We start from the raw sequence: 21,606 nt of genomic DNA on the forward strand, positions 1-21,606 counted from the left end.
GGATTCGGTTGTGACGGCCGCAACCCTGCTTTCGTTCATCTATAGCTTGATGATTCTGAACGCAGAGCAAGCGACGCTGCAAGCCGCGGTTCAGCCAAAGCGCCATGCAACGCCGCTTGCCATGCGCCGCCGCGCCGCCTAGGCCGCGCGCAGCATGGCCCAGCCCCCCTCCTCTTCCGAACCGTCGCAGCACGGCCCGTCAGGCCTGCCGTTTGCGCTTGGCGCCTATCTGATCTGGGGCTTCCTGCCGCTTTACCTCATGCTGGTGGCGAGCGTTCCGCCGTTCGAATTCGTCGGCTGGCGGATCATCTGGACGCTCCCGCTGTGCCTGCTGATCGTGGCGTTTCGCCGCCAGTTTCCCGAGCTGCGCGGCGCGCTCACCAACCGCCGCACCATGCTGGCGCTGGCGGGCAGCGCAGGACTGATCGGGATCAACTGGTTTGTCTATGTCTGGGCGATCATGGCGGGCGAGGTCTATGCGGCGAGTATTGGCTATTATCTCAACCCGCTGCTCAACGTCCTGCTCGGCACGGCCTTTCTCGGAGAACGCCTGTCGCGCCGCCAATGGTTCGCGGTGGCGATTGCCGCGCTGGCCGTGGCGCTGCTGGCTGCGGGCGCCATCACCACCTTGTGGATCAGCCTCAGCCTCGCGCTCAGCTTTTCGCTCTACGGGCTGGTGCGCAAACAGGTTGCGGTCGGCTCGCTGCCGGGTCTGACAATCGAAAGCGGGCTGTTGCTCGTGCCCTCGATCGGGATCGCGGTATGGTATGCGGCCAGCCCGCAAGGTTCGGCTTTCGGGCACGACTGGGCGATGAGCGGGCTGATCATCCTGTCAGGCGTGATCACCGCTGTGCCGCTGCTGCTGTTTGCGATTGCGGCGCGGCGGATGGAATATTCGACGCTCGGCTTCATCCAGTATCTCGCGCCGACAATCGTGTTCTTTCTCGGGCTGTTCGTCTTCCACCAGCCGCTGGCGCCGACCAAGCTCGCCAGCTTCGTGCTGATCTGGGTGGCGGTTGCCGTGTTCGTATGGGATCTGTGGGCGAAGCGACGGGCGCGGTGACCAACGATCCGTTCGTGTCGAGCGAAGTCGAGACACATGTCACAGCCTCTCGACTACGATCGAGGCGAACGGGCTCAAGTCACCCCAGGAATTTCCACCCCAGCGTCTGCCCGCCGTGCCACGGGACAATCTCCGCGCCCACTACCTCAAGCATTGGCGGCACGGCCACAGCAGCGCGTTCGAGCGTCACCATCTCCTCGTTCACCGGCAGCTTGTAGAACGCCGGGCCATGGAGCGAGGCAAAGCCCTCGAACCTGTCGAGCGTGCCCTCTTCGTCAAACACCGTGACATAGCTTTCGAGCGCATAGGGTGCGCCAAAAATGCCCGCGCAGCCGCAGGCGCTTTCCTTGTCCTTCCGGAGATGCGGCGCGCTGTCGGTGCCGAGGAAGAACTTGGGGCTGCCACTGGTCGCCGCCTTGCGCAGCGCCAGCCGGTGGCTTTCGCGCTTGGCGACCGGCAGGCAGTAATTGTGCGGCTGGATCCCGCCGACCAGCATCGCATTGCGGTTGATGTGGAGGTGCTGAGGGGTGATGGTCGCCGCGACCTGTGGGCCGGATTCCATCACGAAATCCACGGCATCGCTGGTGGTGATATGTTCGAACACCACGCGCAGCTTGGGGAAGGTGGCGACAATCGCGCGCAAATGCCGCTCGATAAATTCTTTCTCGCGGTCAAACACGTCAATGTGGTGATCCGTCACCTCGCCATGGATGCACAGCACGATGTCTTCGGCCTCCATCCGCGCGAGCACGGGGTAGAGCTTCTCGACATTGGTGACCCCGGCGGCCGAATTGGTGGTGGCGTTCGCCGGATACATCTTGGCCGCTGTGAACACGCCTTCAGCCGCGCCGCGCGCCAGATCATCGGCGTCGGTGTTGTCCGTGAGATAGCACGTCATCAGCGGCATGAAGCGCACGCCTTCGGGCACGGCGGCGAGAATCCGCGCGCGATAGGCCGCGGCCAGCGCGGTTGTCGTCACCGGCGGGGTCAGGTTCGGCATCACGATCGCCCGCGCGAATTGCCGCGCGGTATAGGGCACCACCTCGCGCATGATATCGCCATCGCGGAAATGGAGATGCCAGTCATCAGGGCGGCGGATGGTAAGTGTGTCTGTCATGCCTTCCCCTTAAAGCATCGCGCCGAAAAGTGGGAACCGGTTTTCGGCACCAAGTGATGCGAACACAACGGGCTGGCGCAAAGTGGGTAATTCCTTGATCACCCACTTTGCGCCAGCTTTGGCCATGCCTATCTGTCACGCATGATGGCAACGCAACTTAATGAACGGGCGATCATCCGCCTCTCGCCGCTCGAGGAAGCCGAGGATGTCGCCGCCTTCCTCCAAGGCCTCGTCACCAATGACGTGAAGGGCGCCCTGCCCTGCTACGCCGCGCTGCTCACGGCGCAGGGTAAGCATATGTTCGATTTTCTTGTCTGGGGAGGGGGCACGGATCTCCTGCTCGATTGCGAAGCCGCGCATGCCGACGAGCTGGCAAAGCGCCTCTCGATGTATCGCCTGCGCCGCAAGATCATGATTGCGCGTGACGATAGCCTTGCGGTGCATTGGAGCCCACAGCCGCAAGATGGCGCTGTCCCCGATCCGCGGCTGCCCGGGCTCGGCTGGCGCTGGCTGGCCGCGCCGGCTGGCACAAGCGCGGATGCCGCATGGCTGGCCCACCGCCTCGCGCTGGGCGTGCCCGAAGGGCGCGCCGAGTTGGGCGATATCCTGTGGCTCGAAACCAACGCGGTTGCGCTCCACGGCGTCAGCTTCACCAAGGGGTGTTATGTTGGGCAGGAAAACACCGCGCGGATGAACTGGCGGCAAAAGGTCAACCGGCGCTTGGTGGTGGTGCCGCTTGGCGAATCGGACGAAGCGCGCCGGGTGGTGGCCTATCCCGAACAAGGACTGGCGGTTGATCACCTCCGGGTCGAGAGCCTCGATCCGGCGAAGCTGCCCGCATGGCAGGCTGCCGCACTGACCGAGGAAGCGGGTTAGGCCTGTTCGTAATCCGCGAGCGACTGCGCCAGCATCGCTTCGGCCCGGACCCGGGCGGCATCGCGCGGCAGGCCGAGCGATTTCGCCAGCGCCCCGCCGATCAGCGCATCGCCCAGCGCCAACAGCACCAGGCTAAGCGTTTCGCGGTGGATGCGCCGCGCGGCGACATCATGCTGCGCTTCTTCGGGGGCAATTTCATCGACCAGATCATGAATCGTCGAAATGATCGGATCGAGCGCATCTTCGTTGCCCGTCAGCAGCATCCAACTGGTGAGTGCGCCCGCGCCTTCGCGGTCAAAGGCATCGAACGCCAGATCCACCACCTCACGCGGGCTGCCGAGCCCGGCACGGCTGGCATGAACCGCGTCGATGATGGTCTCGCACACCGATTTGGCGAGGTGTTCCGCCAGCGCCCGCTGCAAGCCCGAAGCCGAGCCGAAATGGTGCAGCAGATTGGCATGGGTTCGCCCGATCCGCGCCGACACCGCCTTGAGCGTAACCGCCTGCGGCCCGGCCTCGATCAGCAAGGCGCGCGCCGCTTCAAGTGCGGAATTGCGCGACTCTTCGGGACTCAGGCGTTTGCGGACAGTCATCGTGGAGATCGCCTAGGCTCTTTCACCGGGCCGAACAAGCCCGCAAGGGCCTATCCCGTCAGGCGGCACACCTGACGGGAGAAGCGATTTCACATTGCAGATCAAGCGTATATTCGACCGCATCGGCCAACCCGTCTCGGGCACGGCTGAACCGCGGCATGATCCGCCCGGTCGGCACAAAGCCGAGCTTGCGCAGCACCCGGCCCGAGGCCGGATTGTCGGTGAAATGCCCGGCCATCACCCGGCGGTGACCCAGCGTGCGGGCAATTTGCAGCACGGCTTCGGCCGCTTCGGTGGCATAGCCCTGCCCCCAATGCGGGCGCGCGATCCAATACCCGATCTCCGCCTGTCCTTCGTGCGCGCACAGCCCCGCGCTACCGATGATCCCGGTGCCGGGCAGCGTGACGAGAAAGTGCGGCAGGCGCTGATCCTGCGGCATCGCGGCAAAGCTGCGGGCGTCTGTGATCCCATAGGGCCACGGCGCGCTCGCGAGATTGCGCACGATACCGGCATCGCCGATGCTGGCCAGAATGGCCTCGCCATCCTCGGGGAAAGCGGGCCTCAGGAACAGTCTTTCGCTGCGATGAAACACGAGAATTCTCCCTACCTCGCCCTGCAACGCCCTAGGGACACTGCATGACAATTTCATGGCCGTGAAATTTTATGATTCCAACAGCATGGTGAAAGGGAGAAACGCAAAAGGGAGACAAAACCTCCCCGCTTGGGGGCGATCCTGTCTCCCTTTCATGAATTGCTGGCCCTAAGGCCCGCCAGGATCGCCCGGTTGGACGATCCCTTTATCGAACCGTCCGCTTATTCGGCGGCTTCGGCCACCGCGTCGACCGACACGTATTTGCGGCCAAGCTTGCCTGCGTGGAATCGGACTACGCCTGCACCGAGCGCATAGAGGGTGTGGTCCTTGCCCATACCCACATTGACGCCCGGATAGACGCGCGTACCACGCTGGCGAATAATAATGTTGCCGCCGATCACTTCCTGACCGCCGAACTTCTTCACGCCAAGGCGACGACCGGCCGAATCACGACCGTTACGCGACGAACCGCCTGCTTTCTTGTGTGCCATTGCGCGCGCTCCTTATTCTGCAGCGGCTTCGGCCGGAGCCTCAGCCTTCTTCTTGGCAGCGGCCTTCTTCGGCGCAGCCTTGGCTTCACCGGCACCCACAGCCGTGATGCGCAGCAGGGTCATCTGCTGGCGGTGGCCGTTCTTGCGGCGATAATTGTGCCGACGGCGCTTCTTGAAGACGATCACCTTCTCGCTCTTGGCTTGGGCAATGATCTCGGCCGAAACCGTCACACCCTTGACATCGGCGAGCGAATCGCCTTCGCCAGCCAGCAGGACATCGCCCAGCGTGATGGTGTCGCCGGCTTCGCCTGCGAGCTTTTCAACGGCAATCTTGTCTCCGGCGGCAACCCTGTATTGCTTGCCGCCCGTGCGCACTACAGCGAACATGGCTATATACTCTCAATCTCGTGCTGTGTCCGGCGACCACGAAGCTCGTTGAAACGAAACCCGCAAACCGAACGGCAATGCGAGGCTAGCGCGGATGCAGCCCCGGAAAGATGGGTGCCGTTAAGAGAAAGGCGCGGCGAAGTCAACGCCCATGGCATGACAATTTCGTGCACGGCCACCGCGCGAGAAACTATCCGACGCTTGCGCGTGTCTGTTTGGCCGTGCAGGGCAGCCGTGTTAACAGCAGGCGGGATGGGTATGGGACTGCGATCAACCTCTGTTTCCGGGCTGGCAAGCGCGTTGGCGCTGGCGGGCTGTGCCAGCGATGGCGGGCCCTATCCCTCGCTTGCCCTGCGCGAGGCGGAAAAGCGCCCGCTGATCACCGCCACGGCGCCTGTGGCGCCTGCCGCGCCGGCACAGCCCGCCGATCTGGCGCGGATCACGGCGCTGCGCCAGCAGGCCGAGACCGCAGCCGCGGCCTTTACCAAACAGCAGCCCGCCACCGCCACATTGGTTGCGCGGGCGCGCGGACAAGGCGCGGAAAGCGATGCCCGCGCACGGGCGCTGGTGGCGCTTGCTGATCTGACCGCGCTGCGCAGCACGACCTTCATGCCGCTGGGCGATCTCGATCGGCTCGCGGCTGACGCGGCGGCCACCTATGGCGAAACCGCGCCGATCACCGCCGCGCAGGCCGAGGTGCTGGCGCTGCTCAAAAGGCAAGATGCCGCGCTTGACGCGCTGTGGCGAGAGTTGGGGCAATGAACCTTGCGTGCAGCACATGCCCGGTTCGTGACAATGCCGCCTGCGCGGTGCTGACCCCGGAGGAGCGTGACGCCATGGCGGCAGCCGGGCGGACCCGCACCCTCAAACGCGGCGAAATGCTGTTTGCCGCGGGCGACGAGGATGCCGCCTGCGCCACGCTGATCAGCGGCGCGCTGAAAGTCGCGGCGATCGATCAGGATGGCAATGAACAGATTCTCGCGCTGGTGCACCCGGCCGGTTTCATCGGTGAATTGTTCGCGCCCTTTGCCCATCACGATGTCGTGGCCCTGACCGAAAGCCGCCTGTGCACCTTTGCCCGCGGCGATATCGAGCGCGCGATCAATGATTATCCCGCGCTGGCGCGCGCCCTGCTCAAGCGCAGCCAGGCCGATCTGCTGGCCTCGCGCAGCCTGCTCGAACTCACGGGCCATGCCAGCGCCGAGGCGCGGCTTGCCGCCTTGCTGCATGATTTTGCGGCCGCGGCGAGCGAATCATCCTGCCATCTCGCGCGTGAATTTGAATTGCCGCTGACGCGCGGCGAGATGGGCAACATGCTCGGCCTCACCATCGAAACCGTCAGCCGCAAGCTTGGTGAGCTGGAAGAGATGGGCGCGATCATCCGCAAGGGCAAACGCGGCATTACCGTGCGCGATGCCCAGATGCTGCACGATATCTCAGGCCGATAATCTTTGCTGCGCCGAAGGTGGCGACAAGGCAAAAAACAGGGGCAATGGCGGGTCCGTAGCCATTGCCCCTGAAGAGGGAGTCGGTCTGTTCAGCCAGAGTGGTTCAGCGGACCAGCGCGGCAATCACGAAAGCAACCACGCCCCACACCAGCACCAGCACTGGCAGGGTGAGCATCTGGATCGCCGCATCCGAAGCGCTCAGCCGCCCGGTGTTGGTCATCACCCCGTCGCGGGCAAATTCACCCATCGTGGGCGGCGCGCCGGGATTATCGCGGAGCCGCGTCCACATCGTCGGCACGCCGAACCCTGCAAGAATGGCCACGGCAAAGATCACCAGCGGGATCGCGAGAGCGGGATTGCCAAAGGCGAGCGCGGCAATCGCGAGAAAGCCGAGATAGCAACCCACCATCGAGCCATAAAGCGCTGCGGGCAGCCCGAAATTGCGATCCACTTGATGCCTGCCCTGCACCGGGGCTTCAACAATGCGGGCTTCGCCGCGGGCAATGATATCCTGAACCTGCTTGCTCATCGGGTGTCCTCCTCGTGTGAAGGAGAGACTACGATTCGCCAGCCTACCGCGCCTTGAGCGAGATCAAATCACCACCGCGCGAGATCGCGGTGGTCTTGCACACGCGGTTCGATCCAGCGCCACCCGTCAGCGCGCTTCTCGCGCTTCCAGAACCACGCTGCGCTCTTGAGATGGTCCATGCAGAAGTCGACCGCATCAATCGCATCGCGGCGGTGGAGCGCTGCGGCCGAAACGCAGACAATCGGCTCACCCGGTCGCATCATCCCGATGCGGTGGACCATCAGCAGCCCCATCAGATCAAACCGGGCAAAGGCGCTGTCAGCCAACTGGTGCATACCGGGCAGGGTCAGCGGCGCGTAATGGGTGAGTTCGAGCGCCTCGACCCCGTCATCAGCCCGCACCTCGCCGACAAAGGTGCACACGCCCCCCAGTCCCGGATTGGCCTGCGTGAACGGGCCGATCAGGCTGCCGGGGATGAAGATCTGATCGAGCAGACGGATGTCGCGCATCGGCAACGTCAGCCACCAGAAACAGGCGGAAGCAGGGCAATCTCGTCGCCTGCCGCGGCTTGCAGCGCGGCCTTGTCCGCCAGCAGCGCACCATTGACCGCAACCCGGTTGCGCGGGTCTTGGGCGGCTTCAGCCAGCGGTTCGGGCAAGCGCGCGAGCAGGCCCGGCCAATCGAGCGGCCCATCGACCACCAGCGCGCCCGCACCGGCGAGATCGGCCAGTTTGCCGAGAAACACGATCCCGATGCCCTTCACCCTCATCCCCCGGTGCTGGACATATGCCGCGCCACGGCGGGCGCAGCCCCGCGCGCGTCCATGCGGAAATGATGCTTTTCCGGCTTGATCGCGAGCGCTTCGTTGATGGCAAGCGCGACATTGCGCTCGGGATCGTCAGAGCGCAGCGCAGCGCGCAGATCAATCCGCTCCCCGCCGCCAAGGCAGGGGTAGAGCTGGCCGGTCGCCGTTACCCGCAGCCGGTTGCAGCCCGAACAGAAATTGCCGGTATGCGGCGTGATGAAGCCGAGCCGCCCGCCGGTTTCCGCCACCTCGACATAGCGCGCCGGGCCGCCAGTGGAAAAAGCAATGTCGCGCAAGGTAAAGCGCTTTTCCAGATCGCGGCGCACGGCATCGAGCGGCAGATATTGATCGAGCCGTTCTTCCTCGACATCGCCGAGCGGCATGACCTCGATGAGGGTAACATCATGGCCCTGCCCATGCGCCCACGCGATGAGATCGGGCAATTCATCCGCGTAGCCTTTGAGCGCGACCGCATTCAGCTTGACCTTGAGGCCCGCCTCCTTCGCCGCAGCAATGCCTTCGAGCACCTGAGGCAGGACATCGCGCCGCGTGAGCGCGGCGAACCGCGCGGGGTCAAGCGTATCCAGCGACACGTTTACCCGCTGCACCCCGGCCCGCGCCAGACCTTCGGCATGGCGGGCAAGCTGGGTGCCATTGGTCGTCAGCGTCAATTCGTGCAGATCATGCCCGAGCCTGCGCCCGAGCGCGGTGAAGAGATCCATGATGTCGCGCCGCACCAGTGGCTCACCCCCGGTGATGCGCAGCTTGGTCACCCCGCGCGCGATGAACCCGGTGGCGAGTTCGTACAGCTCTTCGAGAGTGAGCACCTCGGCCTTGGGGAGGAATTGCATCTGCTCGGGCATGCAATAGGCGCAGCGCAGATCGCAGCGATCCGTCACCGACAGGCGCAGATAGGAAATCCGCCGCTGGAAGGCATCGATCAAGGGTGGCCCCCTGTCACCCGCCGCGCGGACCACAATCAGATCACGCCTGCGCGGGACAAAAGGGCCGGACTGGTCATTCATGGACCTCACAATAGTGGCCCGTCACGCCTTGCGCATCTGATAAAAACTGTAGCATGGCCTCGCATGCCGCGCCGGGCAGCGCAGCGACGATATTGGCGCGCTTGGGGGCATATTCACGCGCCAGATCGCGTGCGAGCGCGCGCCGCCAATCGCCATGCGCTTTGTCTGCGGGCGGGAGAATGATGGCGAGGGCCGTGGCACCCGGCGCTTCGATCAGGGCGCGTGCCTGCAGCAGATGCAGTGCCATGACAGCAGCCCCCGCATCGAGCGGGCTGTCGGGCAGAGCGCCGACTTCCAGCCGCTGCTGCATCACCGCGCCCCGTGGGGCAGCGGCCGTTCGCGGTGGAGCGTGATGCCGATCTGTTCATCAGCCTCGGCAATCGCGAGCTTCACGATCTTGACGGTCACCGCCTCGACCCGCGCATCGCCCACGAACAGGCTTTCGCAGATGTGATCGGCCACCGCTTCGATCAGCTTGAAATGGACGCCCCTGGGCAGCCCTTCGCTGGCCGCGAATTTGAGGTCCATGTAGTTCTTGCTGGCATCAAGCGGGGTATCGGGATCATAGCGATCCGCCACCGCGTAACGCGCCGCGATCGAGATGCGCAGCGGCTGCGGCTTGCCCGTTTCCTCGGAATAGATGCCGGTGAGGACATCCACGACGAGATCATTGACTTCAAGGATGAGCGAATCGGATCGGGTTACCATGAGCGCGCCCTTAGCCGGGATTTGACCAGCGCGCGAAGATCGCGGTCGGCAGCAGGCGCCCGCCTGCTCCTTCTTCGCGCACCGCCAGATCGCCATGTTCGATCTGGCCCGGCAGATCGCGCAGCGCCTCGGCCAGCAAGCCGGCAATCGCAAGGCTGCTCATCCGCACGGCATAGACTGTCAGGAACAGGAAGCGGCTGTCCTGATCGAGCAGCCGGGCGCAATCCGCGACAAGGCCGGGCAGATGCTCTTCAAGCCGCCACACCTCTCCCTCCGGCCCGCGCCCGAACTTGGGCGGATCAAGGATGATGCCATCATAACGCTTGCCCCGCCGCACCTCGCGCGCGGTGAATTTCGCCGCATCATCGGTGAGCCAGCGGATCGGGCGGTCCTCCATACCCGAAAGCGCGGCATTGGCGCGCGCCTGCGCCACCGATTTCTTTGAGGCATCGACATGGGTGATCCGGCCATGCTGCGACAGCGCGAGCGTGCCGAGCCCGGTATAGCCGAACAGGTTGAGCGTTTCGGCTTCGCTCATCCCGCCAAGCTGGGTGCGCATCCAGTCCCACACCGGGGCCATATCGGGAAAGAATTGCAGATGGCGGAACGGCGTCGGCTTGGCGGTAAAGCGCACCGTGTCCCACCCGAGCGGCCAGCCTTCATCGGGCAGAGGCTCGGCGAACTGCCAGCGCCCGCCGCCATCCTCGTCCGAGCCGGGAATGAATTCGCCTGCCGCAGGCCACTGCGCCCGCCGTGGCTGCCACATCGCCTGCGGCTCCGGGCGGATAAAGGCATGGGGGCCGAAGGCCTCATATTTGCGCCCCGCCCCGCTATCGAGCAGGCGATAGCTCTCCCAGCCGGCGCAGGCCATCACCTGCGGTGTTTCGATCAGGACTGCCATCAGGCCCTGCGCGCAGCGTGGCCCAGCACAAAATCGCGGGCGCTGGCATAGTCACCGCCAAGCGTCGTGAAATGCTCCTCACGCCCGAACAGATCGCCGACCCGCGCAGGCAAGGCCGGGCGCACCCCGATTGCCCGTTCGACCGCCTCGCGGAATTTCGCCGGATGGGCGGTGGCGAGCGTGACAATCGGCACATCGGACGGAATATCGCCAGCCATAGCAACCGCGCGCGCCGCGTGGAGGCCGACGGCGGTGTGCGGATCGATCACCTGTCCGGCATTGCGCGAGGCCCATTGCATCGCGCGCGCGGTCTCAGTCTGATCGGCCCGCGCGCTGGTGAACAGCGCAGCGGTCGCTTCGCGCTGGCGGTTGGTAAGCTGCATCACCTTGGTCGCTTCGAAGCGGTGCATCTGCTCCGCCAGCGCCGCGCCATCGCGCCCACCGGCATCAAACAGCAGGCGCTCGAAATTGGAGGACACCTGAATGTCCATCGACGGCGTGAAGGTGGGGGTGACACTGCCCGCGGAGTAATCGCCGCTCGAAAGCGCGCGGTGCAGGATGTCATTCACATTGGTAGCGACGATCAGGCGCGCAATCGGCAGCCCCATCTTGGCGGCGACATAACCGGCAAAGACATCGCCGAAATTGCCGGTCGGCACCGAAAAGGCGACGGGTCGGTCAGGTGCACCCAATTGCAGCGCGGAGGAGAAGTAATAGACCACCTGCGCCATCAGCCGCGCCCAATTGATCGAATTGACCGCACCGAGATTGAGCACGCCTGTCACCTCGGCATCGGTGAACATGCGCTTCACATGCGCCTGCGCATCATCAAAGCTGCCGTCGATCGCAAGGTTATGCACATTGGGCGCGCGCACGGTTGTCATCTGGCGGCGCTGCACATCGCTGACCCGGCCTGCGGGATGCAGCATGAAAATCTCGCTGCGGGTGCGCCCGGCCACCGCCTGGATCGCGGCCGAGCCGGTATCCCCGCTGGTCGCGCCGACAATGGTGAGGCGCTGGTCGCGCCGTTCGAGGAAGATCTCGAACAGGTGGCCAAGCAGTTGCAGCGCCACATCCTTGAAGGCGAGCGTCGGCCCGTGGAAGAGCTCAAGCAGCCAATGCGTTTCATCAAGCTGCACCAGCGGTGCGACAGCGGCATGGCCGAACGGGCCATAGACAGCCTCGCACACAGCCAACAGCTCGGCCTCGGTCAGGCTCCCCGCCACGAAGGGCTGCATGATGCGCGCAGCAAGCCGGGGATAGGGTAGACCGCGCAGACCGCGGATTTCGTCAGGCGACAGGCGCGGCCACTCAGCCGGCAGGTAAAGCCCGCCATCGCTGGCAAGGCCTGCCAGCGTGACCCCTTCGAAATCGAGCGTCGGTGCGCTCCCGCGTGTCGAGACATATTGCATAGGCGAAGGCGGTTAGCGCCCTCGCCGCCGCAAGGCCAGCACGTAGATGATGAAGGCGGTAATCGCGAAGAAGAACCACTGCCCGGCATAGGCGAGATGATTATTGGGCAGATCCGAGGGATCGGGCCGGGCCATCGCCTGAAGCCCGGCGACAGCGGGATCGGCCACCAGCCGCGGCCCCGGCGCAATCACGCCCGTCACCGTGCCGCCCGTCCAGTCCGGGGTCGCCAGCTTGCGGGTGAAGCCGATATCGACCAGCGCGCCCGAAGCACAGGTGGCGCGCTGCACCCAGCCCTTTTGGCCACGCGCGGAGGTGCCAGCCACCGGCTCGATCCGCGACGGCGTCTCACACAGCAGCGTAGCCCGGCGAAACCAGACTTCCGCACCCTCGCCTTGCAGCGGGAAGGTGGCCTCGCCCTCGGCACCAGCGGCGGCCTCATAACGGGCGAGAAGCGCGGCTTTCTCGTCCATGCGCCCCAATTGCCAGACGCCAAGACCGATCATGGTCGCAACGGCGGCCAGCACGATGATGGTCGGGATGACGGGCCAGCGGCGGGTCACGCATGTGTCCTTTCGTATGCGGCGTAAAGCAGCACGGTCTTGAACAGGCGCAGCGCGAAAATCACGCCGCCCACCGTGACCGGTGCCCAGAAGGCGAGTTGGAGCCACAGCGGCGGCGCCAGCAGCCAGTCAACCGTCAGCGCAAGGATGGTCAGCACCAGCGCCAACAACAGAGTGAACACCCCGGCCCAGCGGCTCCCTCGTTCAAGCGGGCGGAAAGCGAGCCCGCATGACCGGCAGGTATCCGCGACCGCCGCCGGGGCGGCAAACAGGCTCGCCGCGCCGCAGCGCGGGCATAAACCATGAAGGGCAGCCGAGACCAATCCCGGCTGCCCTTCGTGTTCTGTCGGACTTTCGCCCGGCTGCATCAATGGAATTCAGCGCCCCAGCCGCCCCACACATAGATGGCGACGAACAGGAACAGCCACACGACGTCAACGAAGTGCCAGTACCACGCGGCTGCTTCGAAGCCGAAGTGCTGGCGCGGCGTGAAGTGGCCGAGATAGGCGCGGTAGAGGCACACGGCGAGGAAGATCGTGCCAACCAGCACGTGGAAGCCGTGGAAGCCGGTCGCCATGTAGAAGGCGCTCGAATAGGTATTGCCGCCGAAGCCGAAGGGCGCAACGCTGTATTCGTAAGCCTGGATCGCGCTGAACAGCACGCCGAGTGCAATCGTCGCCCACAGGCCCTGCTTCAGCCCCACGCGATCACCATGGATCAGCGCGTGGTGCGCCCAGGTCACCGTCGTGCCCGAACACAGCAGGATCAGCGTGTTGAGCAGCGGCAGCGCGAAGGGATCGAGCACTTCCATGCCTTCGGGAATGAACGAGGCAATCGCCCCCGCTTCGCCAAACAGGCTGGTGGTCGCGTCCGAAGCCGCGTCATAGCTCAAGGCTGTCGGGAACAGCGCGAAGTCGAAGAAGCTCCAGAACCAGCCAACGAAGAACATCACTTCCGAAGCGATGAACAGGATCATCCCGTAGCGCATGTGCAGCTGCACCACCGGAGTGTGATCGCCGCGCTCGGCCTCGACCACGATGTTCTTGAACCACATGAAGAAGGTCGCGATCAGACCGGCGAGGCCTGCCCACATCACGAACGAGCTAGTCGCCCCGAAAATTTCGGGGTGGAAGCCCAGCACCATGCCGCTGGTGAAGGTGAGCGCCGACATCGAGCCGACCAGCGGCCAGATATCGGGTTCGAGAATGTGGTATTCGTGGTTTACTTTGCCAGCCATGTGGAAGTTCCCGTCCCTAGGATGTGCGGATCAATTGGTGCTGTCCAGAGCCGCCAGCTGCGGCTCTTTCGCGCGGTGGAAAGTGTAGCTCAGCGTGATCTGCTGAACCCCTGCCATGTTCGGATCATCGAGCATGGCCGGATCGACGTAATAAAGCACCGGCATGGTGATTTCCTGCCCCGGTGCGAGCGTCTGTTCGGTGAAACAGAAGCACTGGATCTTATTGAAATACTTGCCCGCCTGCTCCGGCGTCACGTTGAAGGTCGCAACCCCGGTGATCGGCTCCGAACCATCATTGCGCGCGGTATAGGTGGCAATATCGCGCTGGCCGATGGTGACCGTCTGGGTCGCATCGGTCGGCTTGAAAATCCACGGCATCCCGGCGGAGGTCGAGGCGTCAAAGCGCACCGAGATTTTCTGCCCGGTCGCCACCGCCGCGGCGCGCGCCGCATCATCTTCGGTGGCTTTCATGGTGGTGCCGCCAAAGCCCGTCACCTGGCAGAACATCTGGTAAAGGGGGACTGCCGCATAGCCGAGGCCGAGCATTGCCAGCGCGCCCGCCGCCGCCATCAGGCCGACGCGCGCGTTGCGGCGGGTCATATCGTCATGCAGGGGCGCGGGTTGCGAAGCCATCGCTCAATCCCCCATCCGCACAATGGTGATGGCGTAGAACAGCACCACGAAGAACAGCAGCGTGCCAGCGACGACATAATTGCGCGCCTTGCGGCGGCGGGTGAATTCGGCCTGTTCTTCGGGCGTCATGCGATCCACCCCTGATAGGCCGCGACGCGATCGAGCACGAGCGCGGCAAACAGCGCGAACAGGTAATAGATGCTGAACTTGAAGAGCTTCTTTTCAGGCAGCATCGTGTCGACTTCGGCGCGCATCCGCTGGCCCACCGGCCAGGCGAGCCACATGAACAGCGCCGACAGCGTCACGGCAGTCATGCCGTAGATCCAGCTTGTCCCGCCAATCGCCCAAGGGGCAATCGCAATCGGGGTGAGACCCAGCGTGTACCACCAGATCTGGCGGCGGGTCGGCTTTTCGCCCGCGACCACCGGCAACATCGGAATGCCGACCTTGGCGTAATCCGACTGCACGAACAGCGCGAGCGCCCAGAAATGCGGCGGGGTCCAGAAGAAGATGATCGCGAACAGCAGGATCGGCATGGCGGTAACTTCGCCAGTCACCGCAATCCAGCCGATCATCGGCGGGAAGGCCCCCGCGCCGCCACCGATCACAATGTTCTGCGGGGTGCGCGGCTTGAGCCACATGGTGTAGATCACAGCATAATAGACAATCGCCAGCGCCAGCAGCGCCGCTGCCAGCCAGCCGATCGCAACGCCCATCAGCGCGACGGATACCGCCGAGAGGAAAATCCCGAAATCTCGCGCATCCTCTCGTCGCATCCGCCCACCGGGCAGCGGACGGTTCATGGTGCGCTTCATCCCGGCGTCAATATCGGCTTCCCACCACATGTTGAGCACCGCCGAACCGCCGGCCCCCATCGAGATCGCAAGGATCGCCGTAAAGCCCAGCACCGGGTGAATGCTCCCCGGCGCCGCGAGCACGCCGCAGATCGCGGTGAAGATCACCAGCGTCATCACCCGCGGCTTGGTCAGCGTGAAGAAATCACGCCACTCCGTCGGCATCGGAGTGCCGCTCGCCGTGCTGGTGGTGGTTGCGTCCATGCTCATTCGTGCATCTGCTTCATGTGTGAGAGCGCGCGACCCTTGGCCGCGCCCCCCTAGATGGTTTGCGTCCTTGTCCGGCGACCCCTTGTGGTCACCGCCGGACAGGCCCTGTCACATCACGCCGTTGCCGGACGGTGATCGTGGTAGTCGTTGGCGTCGGTGATCACCGGCAGCGTTTCGAACTGGTGGAACGGCGGCGGGCTCGGCAGTGTCCACTCGAGCGTCGTTGCGCCTTCACCCCACGGATTGGCTTCCGCCTTGCGGCCCGCCATCAGCGCATAGGCGATGTTGACGAAGAAGAAGATCATCGAACCGGCCATGATGTAATAGCCGTAGGTGCTGATCTCGTGCCAGAACTGGAACACCTGCGGGTAGTCCGGATAGCGGCGCGGCATGCCCTGCATCCCGAGGAAGTGCTGCGGGAAGAAGATCACGTTCACACCGATGAAGAACGTCCAGAAGTGCAGGTGCGAGAGAAGCTCCGAATGCATCCGGCCGCTCATCTTCGGGAACCAGTAGTAGAACCCGGCGAACATCGAGAACACCGCGCCCATCGACAGCACGTAGTGGAAGTGCGCTACCACATAGTAGGTGTCGTGGAGGTTATCGTCGATCCCGCCATTGGCGAGCACCACGCCGGTCACACCGCCGACGGTGAACAGGAAGATGAAGCCCAGCGACCAGACCATCGGCGACTTGAAGGTAAGGCTGCCGCCCCACATCGTCGCGATCCAGCTGAAGATCTTCACACCCGTCGGCACCGCGATCAGCATGGTGGCAGCGGTGAAGTACATCTTCGTGTTCACGTCGAGGCCGACGGTGTACATGTGGTGCGCCCACACGATGAAGCCGACGACGCCGATCGCGACCATGGCGTAGGCCATCGCGAGGTAGCCGAACACCGGCTTACGGCTGAAGGTCGCCACGATCTGGCTGATCATGCCGAAGCCCGGCAGGATCATGATGTAGACTTCCGGGTGGCCGAAGAACCAGAACAGGTGCTGGTAGAGCACCGGATCGCCGCCGCCCGCCGGATCAAAGAAGGTCGTGCCGAAGTTGCGGTCGGTCAGCAGCATGGTGATGGCGGCAGCCAGCACCGGCAGCGCCAGCAGCAACAGGAAGGCGGTGACGAGCATAGACCACACGAACAGCGGCATCTTGTGCAGGGTCATGCCCGGCGCACGCATGTTGAAAATGGTGGTGATGAAGTTGGTCGCCCCGAGGATCGAGCCTGCGCCCGACAGGTGCAGCGCGAAGATCGCAAAGTCGACGGCCGGACCAACCGAGCCCGTCGTCGAGAGCGGTGCATAGACCGTCCAGCCCACGCCCGCGCCCGGCCCGGAACCGCCCGGCACGAACATCGAGAACAGCAGGCTGAAGAAACCGGCCACGGTCAGCCAGAAGCTGACATTGTTCATGCGCGGAAAGGCCATGTCCGGCGCGCCGATCATCAGCGGCACAAACCAGTTGCCGAAGCCACCGATCATCGCGGGCATGACCATGAAGAACACCATGATCAGGCCGTGCGCAGTGATGAACACGTTCCACATGTGGAGCGCGGTGTTCAGATCATTGCCGCCACCCATGAACTGGGCCCACCAGTGGAGATACTGGATCCCCGGCTCGGCCAGTTCGAGACGCATGATCCCCGAAATTGCCCCACCGATGATCCCCGCGATAATCGCGAAGATCAGGTAAAGCGTGCCGATATCCTTGTGGTTCGTCGACATGAACCAGCGGGCGAAAAAGCCCGGCTTGTGATCGGCATGATCGTGGGCATGATCATCGTGATGGATGTCAAAGCCTTCTGCGGTGGTTGCCATGGTCTGATACTCTCAGGTGACTAAATCGTATGAAATTTGCGAATTACTGGGCCGAAGCAAGCTTGGCAGCAGGCTGTGCAGCTGCGGCCTGCGCCGGTGCTTCCGCTTCGCCTGGCATTGTGCCGCCCTGCGCGCGCACCCACTTGGCGAAATCTTCCGGCGGAAGCGCCTCGACCGTGATCGGCATATAGGCGTGGCGCGAGCCGCACAGTTCCGAACACTGGCCATAATACACGCCTGGCTCCTTGATCACGAGCAGCTTTTCGTTGAGGCGGCCCGGAACGGCGTCCATCTTGAACCACAGCGAGGGCACCGCGAAGGCATGAATCACGTCCGAAGCGGTGGTCTGGATGCGCAGCGGCACGCCAGCGGGCACGACCATGCGGTTGTCCACCGCAAGCTGGAACGGCTCACCACGCTTCACCGCTTCTTCTTCGGGCAGCATGTTCGAGACGATCTCGAAATCGCCGTGATCGGGATAGGCATAGCCCCAGTACCACTGGTAGCCGATCGCCTTCACCGTCACCGCATCTTCCGGCGGGGTTTCATACTGGCGCGCCAGCAGGGTCAGCGAGGGATAGGCAATCGCCACGAGGATGAGCACCGGAATGATCGTCCAGATGAATTCCAGCTTGGTGTTGTGCGTCACCCGCGAGGCCACCGGGTTGACCCGGCGGCTGAAGCGCAGGATCACGTAAAGCAGCAGACCCAGCACGAACAGGCTGATGATGGTGATCACCGGCAGCAGGATCGCATCATGCATCCACAGCGCATATTCGCCGTTGGCGGTGTATTGATCCTGAAAGCTCAGGCTCTTGATCGCATCGTCCTCATAGGAGGTCGGCATGCCCTTGCCCTTGGTGGGCGCCATCGGGGTGTAATCCGAAGGCAGGGTCGATGCTTCGGTCACCGCTTCGACCTGAGCCTCGCTCGGCGGAGTTGCCTGCGTGACCATCGGATCGGCGGCAACCGCCGTGGCCGGAGCCGCAGCGGGCGCATCCTGCGCGGTGGCGGAAATCGGCGCGGCCAGCGCCAGACCTGCGGCGATCGCCGCGACAGTAGCCTGTTTGATACGGGTGTGCATATGACCCATCTTCATGTGCCTAAAGGTTTGTAAAACTGATCCCATGCTGTTTGCCACTCGCGCAGCGCACAGCGCAAAAGCCGGCACACGTGCCAACCCTCCACCTTTGGCCCTTAGCGATGCTTGCGGGGTGCCTCAAGCGCTTCTAGGGAGAAAATTATGCAAGCAGCCATGCCCCTCGCGCAAGAATGCGCCGGGCACGCCCCACAAGACAAGGCCTCTCTATCATGCATAGCGCTCCTCTCAACACGATGAATTTCGACGATGTTCTGGGCGAATTTCGCGCCAGCGGCGCCTTGCTCGAAGGCCATTTCAAACTCTCCTCCGGGCGCCATAGCGGGCATTATCTGCAATGTGCGCGGGTGTTGATGAACCCGGCGCGCGCCGCCCGGATTGCCGAAGCCGTGGTTGCCGCGATCCCGGCCGATGTGCGCGCCGCGATCGATGTGGTGGTCTCGCCCGCAATGGGCGGCATCATCATCGGCCACGAAATCGGCCGCGTGCTTGGCAAGGATGCGCTGTTCCTCGAACGGCCCGAAGGCGTCTTTCACCTGCGGCGCGGTTTTGCGCTCGAAGCGGGGGCAAAGGTGCTGATGGTGGAAGATGTCGTCACCACCGGCCTTTCGAGCCGCGAGGCGATTGCCGCTGTCGGGCGCGAAGGCGGCGAAGTGATCGCCGAGTGCGCCATTATTGATCGCTCGGCGGGAACGGTTGACTTGGGCGTGCCGTTCTACCCGCTCGTCGCCTTTGATTTTCCCACCTACGCCGAGGACGAAGTGCCCGCCGCGCTCGCCGCGATTGCAGTCACCAAGCCCGGCAGCCGCAAAGCCTGAGCCCTCGCATGAACCCCTCGCAAGCCCGTCCGCTCCGTCTGGGCGTCAACATTGATCACGTCGCCACCATCCGGAACGCGCGCGGGGGCGATCATCCTGATCCGGTGCGGGCGGCGGAAATCGTCGCCGCGGTGGGCGGCGATGGCATCACGGCCCACCTGCGCGAAGACCGCCGCCACATCCGTGACGAGGATCTGGCGCGCATCCAGGCGGCGACCAATCTGCCCTTGAACCTCGAAATGGCAGCGACGCGCGAAATGCTGGCGATTGCCCTGCGCCACAAGCCGCATGCCGCCTGCATTGTCCCCGAAAAGCGCGAGGAACGCACCACCGAAGGCGGGCTTGATGCGGCGGGGATGGACAACACGCTGGCGCCGATTGTCGAGGAATTGCGCGCGGCGGGCATCCGCGTCTCGCTGTTCATCGAGGCGAATGAACGCCAGCTCGATGCTGCCTTGCGGCTTGGCGCACCGGTGGTGGAATTCCACACCGGCGAATATGCCCACGCCTTTCTTGATGGTGACAGCGACAAGGTCGCCCGCGAGTTGAAACGGATTGCCGATATGGCCGCATTGGCTGCGAAGAACGGGATCGAGCCGCATGCCGGCCACGGCCTCACCTTCGAGAATGTCCAGCCGGTTGCCGCGATCCCCCAGATCGCGGAACTCAACATCGGCCACTATCTGATCGGCGAGGCCGTGTTCGTCGGTCTTGAAAACGCGATCCGCCGGATGCGCGAGCTGATGGATGCCGCACGCTAACGATGGCTGCGAATCCACCTCCCGAATTGACACGTGAACAGAAGCTCTGGGCCTTTGGCGCGGCGGCGCTGTTCCTGCTGGCCTTGGGCTTCCTCGGCATGGCGCTCAATGCGCGCGGGATGCGGGTCTTCGCGGTGGGCTGGATCGCCTTGCAGATCTTTGGCTATGTCGGCGCTTTGAAAATGGCGAAGGGCGATTTCGCGCACCCGCTGTTCAAATCGCAGGTGATGCTTCACGTTGTTGCGGTCAGCCTGCTGGTGGCGGTGACGATAAGGGCGTTCCAATGAACCTGAGCATGACAAGCGGGACCCCGGATCAAGTCCGGGGCGACGGCTTGGGAGAGCCGTCATGATCATTGGGATGGGCAGCGACCTCTGCAACATCGAGCGGATCGGCCAATCGCTCGCCCGCTATGGCGAGCGGTTCGAGAACCGCGTCTTCACCGAGATCGAGATTGCCAAAGCGCGCGGCCGCCCGTTCACCATTGCGGGCACCTACGCCAAAAGGTTTGCCGCCAAAGAGGCGTTCTCCAAGGCGGTTGGCACCGGCTTCAGCCGCGGCGTCTTCATGAAGGATATCGGCGTCGTCAACGGACGCTCGGGCGCGCCAACCTTGGCGCTGACCGGCGGGGCGGCAAAGCGGCTTGAAGAAATGACGCCGACAGGCCATGAGGCGCGCATTCATCTTACCCTCACCGATGATCATCCATGGGCGCAGGCCTTCGTGATCATCGAAGCCATCCCACTCTGATCGGCTCCCCAGCCATGGCCACCACCGAAAGCCCGCAAGTGACGACACGCCCTGCATCCGAAACACCGGACAAGATCAACTGGTTTGCCGAGGTGCGCGGCCTTGCGCTGATGCTGCTGGCCGTGCTGGCGTTCCACAGCCTTGTCGCCAAGCCGTTCTACATTCCGTCAACCTCGATGATGCCGACCTTGCTGGTGGGTGATCGTCTGGTGGTGAGCAAATATCCCTATGGCTGGTCGTGGGCCTCGGCGAGCTTCCACCTGCTGCCGCGCGCCGATTGGCGGATCTGGCCGGCCACGCCAGAATATGGCGATATCGTGATCCCGGTGCACCCGCTGCGCGATGAGGATTATATCAAGCGCGTGGTCGCACTGCCGGGCGACACCATCGAAGTGCAGGGCGGCGCGATCATCCTCAACGGCACGCCGATCAAGCGTGAAGTGGTCCCGCCGGTGCGCATCCCGTTCGAGCCCGATCTGCTCTGCCGCGGGCGCCCGTGCCTTGAAGCGCTCGACAATTACCGCGTGACAGATGCCGATGGCCGCATCTTCTTCGAACCGCCGACCTGGCGCGAAACGCTCCCCAATGGCGCGACCTATTTGGTGATCGACCATCGCGATCAGATGCTCGACAATTACGGGCCCTATGTGGTGCCGCAGGGCCATGTCTTCGTGATGGGCGACAACCGCGATGAAAGCGCCGACAGCCGGGCGCGCGCCATAGAAAGCGGATTGGGTGACGGGGTGCCGCTGGCCAATATCGGCGGGCGTGCCGAATTCATCACCTTCTCACTCGACGGGTCGACCACCTGGAACCCGATCAGCTGGTTCACCAGCCTGCGCCCCGAACGCGCATGGACGACCTTGCGCCCACCGTTGGCTGAAACCCCTCTGAAACCCGCTGAATAAGGCCGCGC

Annotated in this window: 31 protein-coding genes; 10 read left to right on the forward strand and 21 right to left on the reverse strand. The window is 64.0% G+C overall.

Annotation, left to right across the window (positions count from 1 at the left end):
- The first annotated feature begins 10 nt into the window (after positions 1–10).
- Both SOQ14_RS04165 and rarD read left to right on the forward strand, forming a co-directional pair.
- The gene (locus SOQ14_RS04165) at positions 11–142 is read left to right on the forward strand and encodes a hypothetical protein (RefSeq protein WP_322896800.1); all 132 of its coding nucleotides are present in this window, start codon (positions 11–13) and stop codon (positions 140–142) included.
- Positions 143–154: 12 nt separating this feature from the next.
- Complete coding sequence (rarD, locus tag SOQ14_RS04170) at positions 155–1,063, forward strand: EamA family transporter RarD (protein WP_322896801.1); 909 nt, start codon at positions 155–157, stop codon at positions 1,061–1,063.
- Between the two features lie 79 nt (positions 1,064–1,142).
- Here rarD and pyrC read toward each other — a convergent pair whose 3' ends face one another.
- Complete coding sequence (gene pyrC, locus SOQ14_RS04175) at positions 1,143–2,180, reverse strand: dihydroorotase (RefSeq protein ID WP_322896802.1); 1,038 nt, start codon at positions 2,178–2,180, stop codon at positions 1,143–1,145.
- A gap of 141 nt (positions 2,181–2,321) precedes the next feature.
- Between pyrC and ygfZ the strand changes: the two genes are divergently transcribed.
- On the forward strand, positions 2,322–3,056 hold the full coding sequence (gene ygfZ / locus SOQ14_RS04180) for a CAF17-like 4Fe-4S cluster assembly/insertion protein YgfZ (RefSeq protein WP_322896803.1): 735 nt from the start codon (positions 2,322–2,324) through the stop codon (positions 3,054–3,056).
- Here ygfZ and SOQ14_RS04185 read toward each other — a convergent pair.
- The 4 genes from SOQ14_RS04185 to rplU all read right to left on the reverse strand — a co-directional run bounded on the left by SOQ14_RS04185 (position 3,053) and on the right by rplU (position 5,119).
- Positions 3,053–3,649 carry a TetR/AcrR family transcriptional regulator gene (locus SOQ14_RS04185; RefSeq protein WP_322896804.1) on the reverse strand — a complete coding sequence of 199 codons (597 nt, stop codon included), beginning with the start codon at positions 3,647–3,649 and terminating at the stop codon, positions 3,053–3,055. The two genes, ygfZ and SOQ14_RS04185, sit on opposite strands and share 4 nt — an antisense overlap.
- Positions 3,650–3,707: 58 nt before the next feature.
- Positions 3,708–4,241, reverse strand: a complete 534-nt coding sequence (locus SOQ14_RS04190) for a GNAT family N-acetyltransferase (RefSeq protein ID WP_322896805.1) — start codon at positions 4,239–4,241, stop codon at positions 3,708–3,710.
- Between the two features lie 221 nt (positions 4,242–4,462).
- Positions 4,463–4,732: a 50S ribosomal protein L27 gene (gene rpmA / locus SOQ14_RS04195; protein WP_322896806.1), complete on the reverse strand. Its 270-nt coding sequence runs from the start codon at positions 4,730–4,732 to the stop codon at positions 4,463–4,465.
- Positions 4,733–4,744: 12 nt separating this feature from the next.
- Complete coding sequence (gene rplU / locus SOQ14_RS04200; RefSeq protein ID WP_322896807.1) at positions 4,745–5,119, reverse strand: 50S ribosomal protein L21; 375 nt, start codon at positions 5,117–5,119, stop codon at positions 4,745–4,747.
- Positions 5,120–5,377: 258 nt separating this feature from the next.
- On the opposite strand from rplU, the gene SOQ14_RS04205 reads away from it, so the two are divergent.
- Together SOQ14_RS04205 and SOQ14_RS04210 are read left to right on the forward strand one after the other, a co-directional pair.
- Complete coding sequence (locus SOQ14_RS04205; protein WP_322896808.1) at positions 5,378–5,881, forward strand: hypothetical protein; 504 nt, start codon at positions 5,378–5,380, stop codon at positions 5,879–5,881.
- Positions 5,878–6,567, forward strand: a complete 690-nt coding sequence (locus SOQ14_RS04210) for a Crp/Fnr family transcriptional regulator (protein WP_322896809.1) — start codon at positions 5,878–5,880, stop codon at positions 6,565–6,567. The genes SOQ14_RS04205 and SOQ14_RS04210 overlap by 4 nt, the downstream gene beginning before the upstream one ends.
- A gap of 103 nt (positions 6,568–6,670) precedes the next feature.
- On the opposite strand, the gene SOQ14_RS04215 is transcribed toward SOQ14_RS04210, so the two are convergent.
- The 16 genes from SOQ14_RS04215 to coxB form a co-directional block, all read right to left on the reverse strand.
- Complete coding sequence (locus tag SOQ14_RS04215) at positions 6,671–7,096, reverse strand: hypothetical protein (RefSeq protein WP_322896810.1); 426 nt, start codon at positions 7,094–7,096, stop codon at positions 6,671–6,673.
- A 68-nt stretch (positions 7,097–7,164) separates the two neighbouring features.
- Positions 7,165–7,605: a molybdenum cofactor biosynthesis protein MoaE gene (locus SOQ14_RS04220; protein ID WP_322896811.1), complete on the reverse strand. Its 441-nt coding sequence runs from the start codon at positions 7,603–7,605 to the stop codon at positions 7,165–7,167.
- 8 nt (positions 7,606–7,613) lie between these two features.
- Positions 7,614–7,865 (reverse strand): MoaD/ThiS family protein, encoded by a 252-nt coding sequence (locus tag SOQ14_RS04225; RefSeq protein ID WP_322896812.1) that lies wholly within the window; start codon positions 7,863–7,865, stop codon positions 7,614–7,616.
- Complete coding sequence (gene moaA / locus SOQ14_RS04230) at positions 7,862–8,926, reverse strand: GTP 3',8-cyclase MoaA (protein ID WP_322896813.1); 1,065 nt, start codon at positions 8,924–8,926, stop codon at positions 7,862–7,864. Before moaA ends, SOQ14_RS04225 begins: the two co-directional genes overlap by 4 nt.
- Positions 8,919–9,236: a Rossmann fold domain-containing protein gene (locus SOQ14_RS04235; protein ID WP_322896814.1), complete on the reverse strand. Its 318-nt coding sequence runs from the start codon at positions 9,234–9,236 to the stop codon at positions 8,919–8,921. Before SOQ14_RS04235 ends, moaA begins: the two co-directional genes overlap by 8 nt.
- A complete protein-coding gene (locus SOQ14_RS04240; protein WP_322896815.1) occupies positions 9,236–9,634 on the reverse strand; it encodes a dihydroneopterin aldolase in 399 nt (132 codons plus the stop codon). The genes SOQ14_RS04235 and SOQ14_RS04240 overlap by 1 nt, the downstream gene beginning before the upstream one ends.
- 10 nt (positions 9,635–9,644) lie before the next feature.
- The gene (locus SOQ14_RS04245) at positions 9,645–10,535 is read right to left on the reverse strand and encodes a class I SAM-dependent rRNA methyltransferase (RefSeq protein ID WP_322896816.1); all 891 of its coding nucleotides are present in this window, start codon (positions 10,533–10,535) and stop codon (positions 9,645–9,647) included.
- Positions 10,535–11,947: a threonine synthase gene (thrC, locus tag SOQ14_RS04250; RefSeq protein ID WP_322896817.1), complete on the reverse strand. Its 1,413-nt coding sequence runs from the start codon at positions 11,945–11,947 to the stop codon at positions 10,535–10,537. Before thrC ends, SOQ14_RS04245 begins: the two co-directional genes overlap by 1 nt.
- A gap of 12 nt (positions 11,948–11,959) precedes the next feature.
- A complete protein-coding gene (locus SOQ14_RS04255) occupies positions 11,960–12,508 on the reverse strand; it encodes an SURF1 family cytochrome oxidase biogenesis protein (RefSeq protein WP_322896818.1) in 549 nt (182 codons plus the stop codon).
- Positions 12,505–12,876 carry a DUF983 domain-containing protein gene (locus SOQ14_RS04260; RefSeq protein WP_322896819.1) on the reverse strand — a complete coding sequence of 124 codons (372 nt, stop codon included), beginning with the start codon at positions 12,874–12,876 and terminating at the stop codon, positions 12,505–12,507. Before SOQ14_RS04260 ends, SOQ14_RS04255 begins: the two co-directional genes overlap by 4 nt.
- A complete protein-coding gene (locus tag SOQ14_RS04265; protein WP_322896820.1) occupies positions 12,876–13,745 on the reverse strand; it encodes a cytochrome c oxidase subunit 3 in 870 nt (289 codons plus the stop codon). Before SOQ14_RS04265 ends, SOQ14_RS04260 begins: the two co-directional genes overlap by 1 nt.
- A 30-nt stretch (positions 13,746–13,775) precedes the next feature.
- A complete protein-coding gene (locus SOQ14_RS04270) occupies positions 13,776–14,378 on the reverse strand; it encodes a cytochrome c oxidase assembly protein (RefSeq protein ID WP_322896821.1) in 603 nt (200 codons plus the stop codon).
- A 3-nt stretch (positions 14,379–14,381) separates the two neighbouring features.
- Complete coding sequence (locus SOQ14_RS04275) at positions 14,382–14,507, reverse strand: cytochrome c oxidase system small membrane protein (RefSeq protein ID WP_322896822.1); 126 nt, start codon at positions 14,505–14,507, stop codon at positions 14,382–14,384.
- Complete coding sequence (locus SOQ14_RS04280) at positions 14,504–15,442, reverse strand: heme o synthase (protein ID WP_416232726.1); 939 nt, start codon at positions 15,440–15,442, stop codon at positions 14,504–14,506. The genes SOQ14_RS04275 and SOQ14_RS04280 overlap by 4 nt, the downstream gene beginning before the upstream one ends.
- A gap of 113 nt (positions 15,443–15,555) precedes the next feature.
- Positions 15,556–17,262 carry a cytochrome c oxidase subunit I gene (gene ctaD, locus SOQ14_RS04285; RefSeq protein ID WP_322896823.1) on the reverse strand — a complete coding sequence of 569 codons (1,707 nt, stop codon included), beginning with the start codon at positions 17,260–17,262 and terminating at the stop codon, positions 15,556–15,558.
- Positions 17,263–17,305: 43 nt separating this feature from the next.
- Complete coding sequence (gene coxB / locus SOQ14_RS04290) at positions 17,306–18,361, reverse strand: cytochrome c oxidase subunit II (RefSeq protein ID WP_322896824.1); 1,056 nt, start codon at positions 18,359–18,361, stop codon at positions 17,306–17,308.
- A 236-nt stretch (positions 18,362–18,597) separates the two neighbouring features.
- Here coxB and pyrE point away from each other — a divergent pair, with 236 nt between their 5' ends.
- The 5 genes from pyrE to lepB all read left to right on the forward strand — a co-directional run bounded on the left by pyrE (position 18,598) and on the right by lepB (position 21,598).
- A complete protein-coding gene (pyrE, locus tag SOQ14_RS04295; protein WP_322896863.1) occupies positions 18,598–19,179 on the forward strand; it encodes an orotate phosphoribosyltransferase in 582 nt (193 codons plus the stop codon).
- Between the two features lie 8 nt (positions 19,180–19,187).
- Positions 19,188–19,940: a pyridoxine 5'-phosphate synthase gene (locus SOQ14_RS04300; protein WP_322896825.1), complete on the forward strand. Its 753-nt coding sequence runs from the start codon at positions 19,188–19,190 to the stop codon at positions 19,938–19,940.
- A gap of 26 nt (positions 19,941–19,966) precedes the next feature.
- Positions 19,967–20,227, forward strand: coding sequence for a pyridoxal phosphate biosynthetic protein (locus SOQ14_RS04305; protein WP_322896826.1), 261 nt, complete (start codon positions 19,967–19,969; stop codon positions 20,225–20,227).
- A 61-nt stretch (positions 20,228–20,288) separates the two neighbouring features.
- Entirely contained in the window at positions 20,289–20,690 is a 402-nt protein-coding gene (gene acpS / locus SOQ14_RS04310) for a holo-ACP synthase (RefSeq protein WP_322896827.1), read from the forward strand.
- 14 nt (positions 20,691–20,704) lie between these two features.
- A complete protein-coding gene (gene lepB / locus SOQ14_RS04315) occupies positions 20,705–21,598 on the forward strand; it encodes a signal peptidase I (protein ID WP_322896828.1) in 894 nt (297 codons plus the stop codon).
- Positions 21,599–21,606: the final 8 nt, after the last annotated feature.

Source organism: Erythrobacter epiphyticus, assembly GCF_034653295.1.
In the GTDB taxonomy this organism is placed as follows: Bacteria; Pseudomonadota; Alphaproteobacteria; order Sphingomonadales; family Sphingomonadaceae; genus Erythrobacter.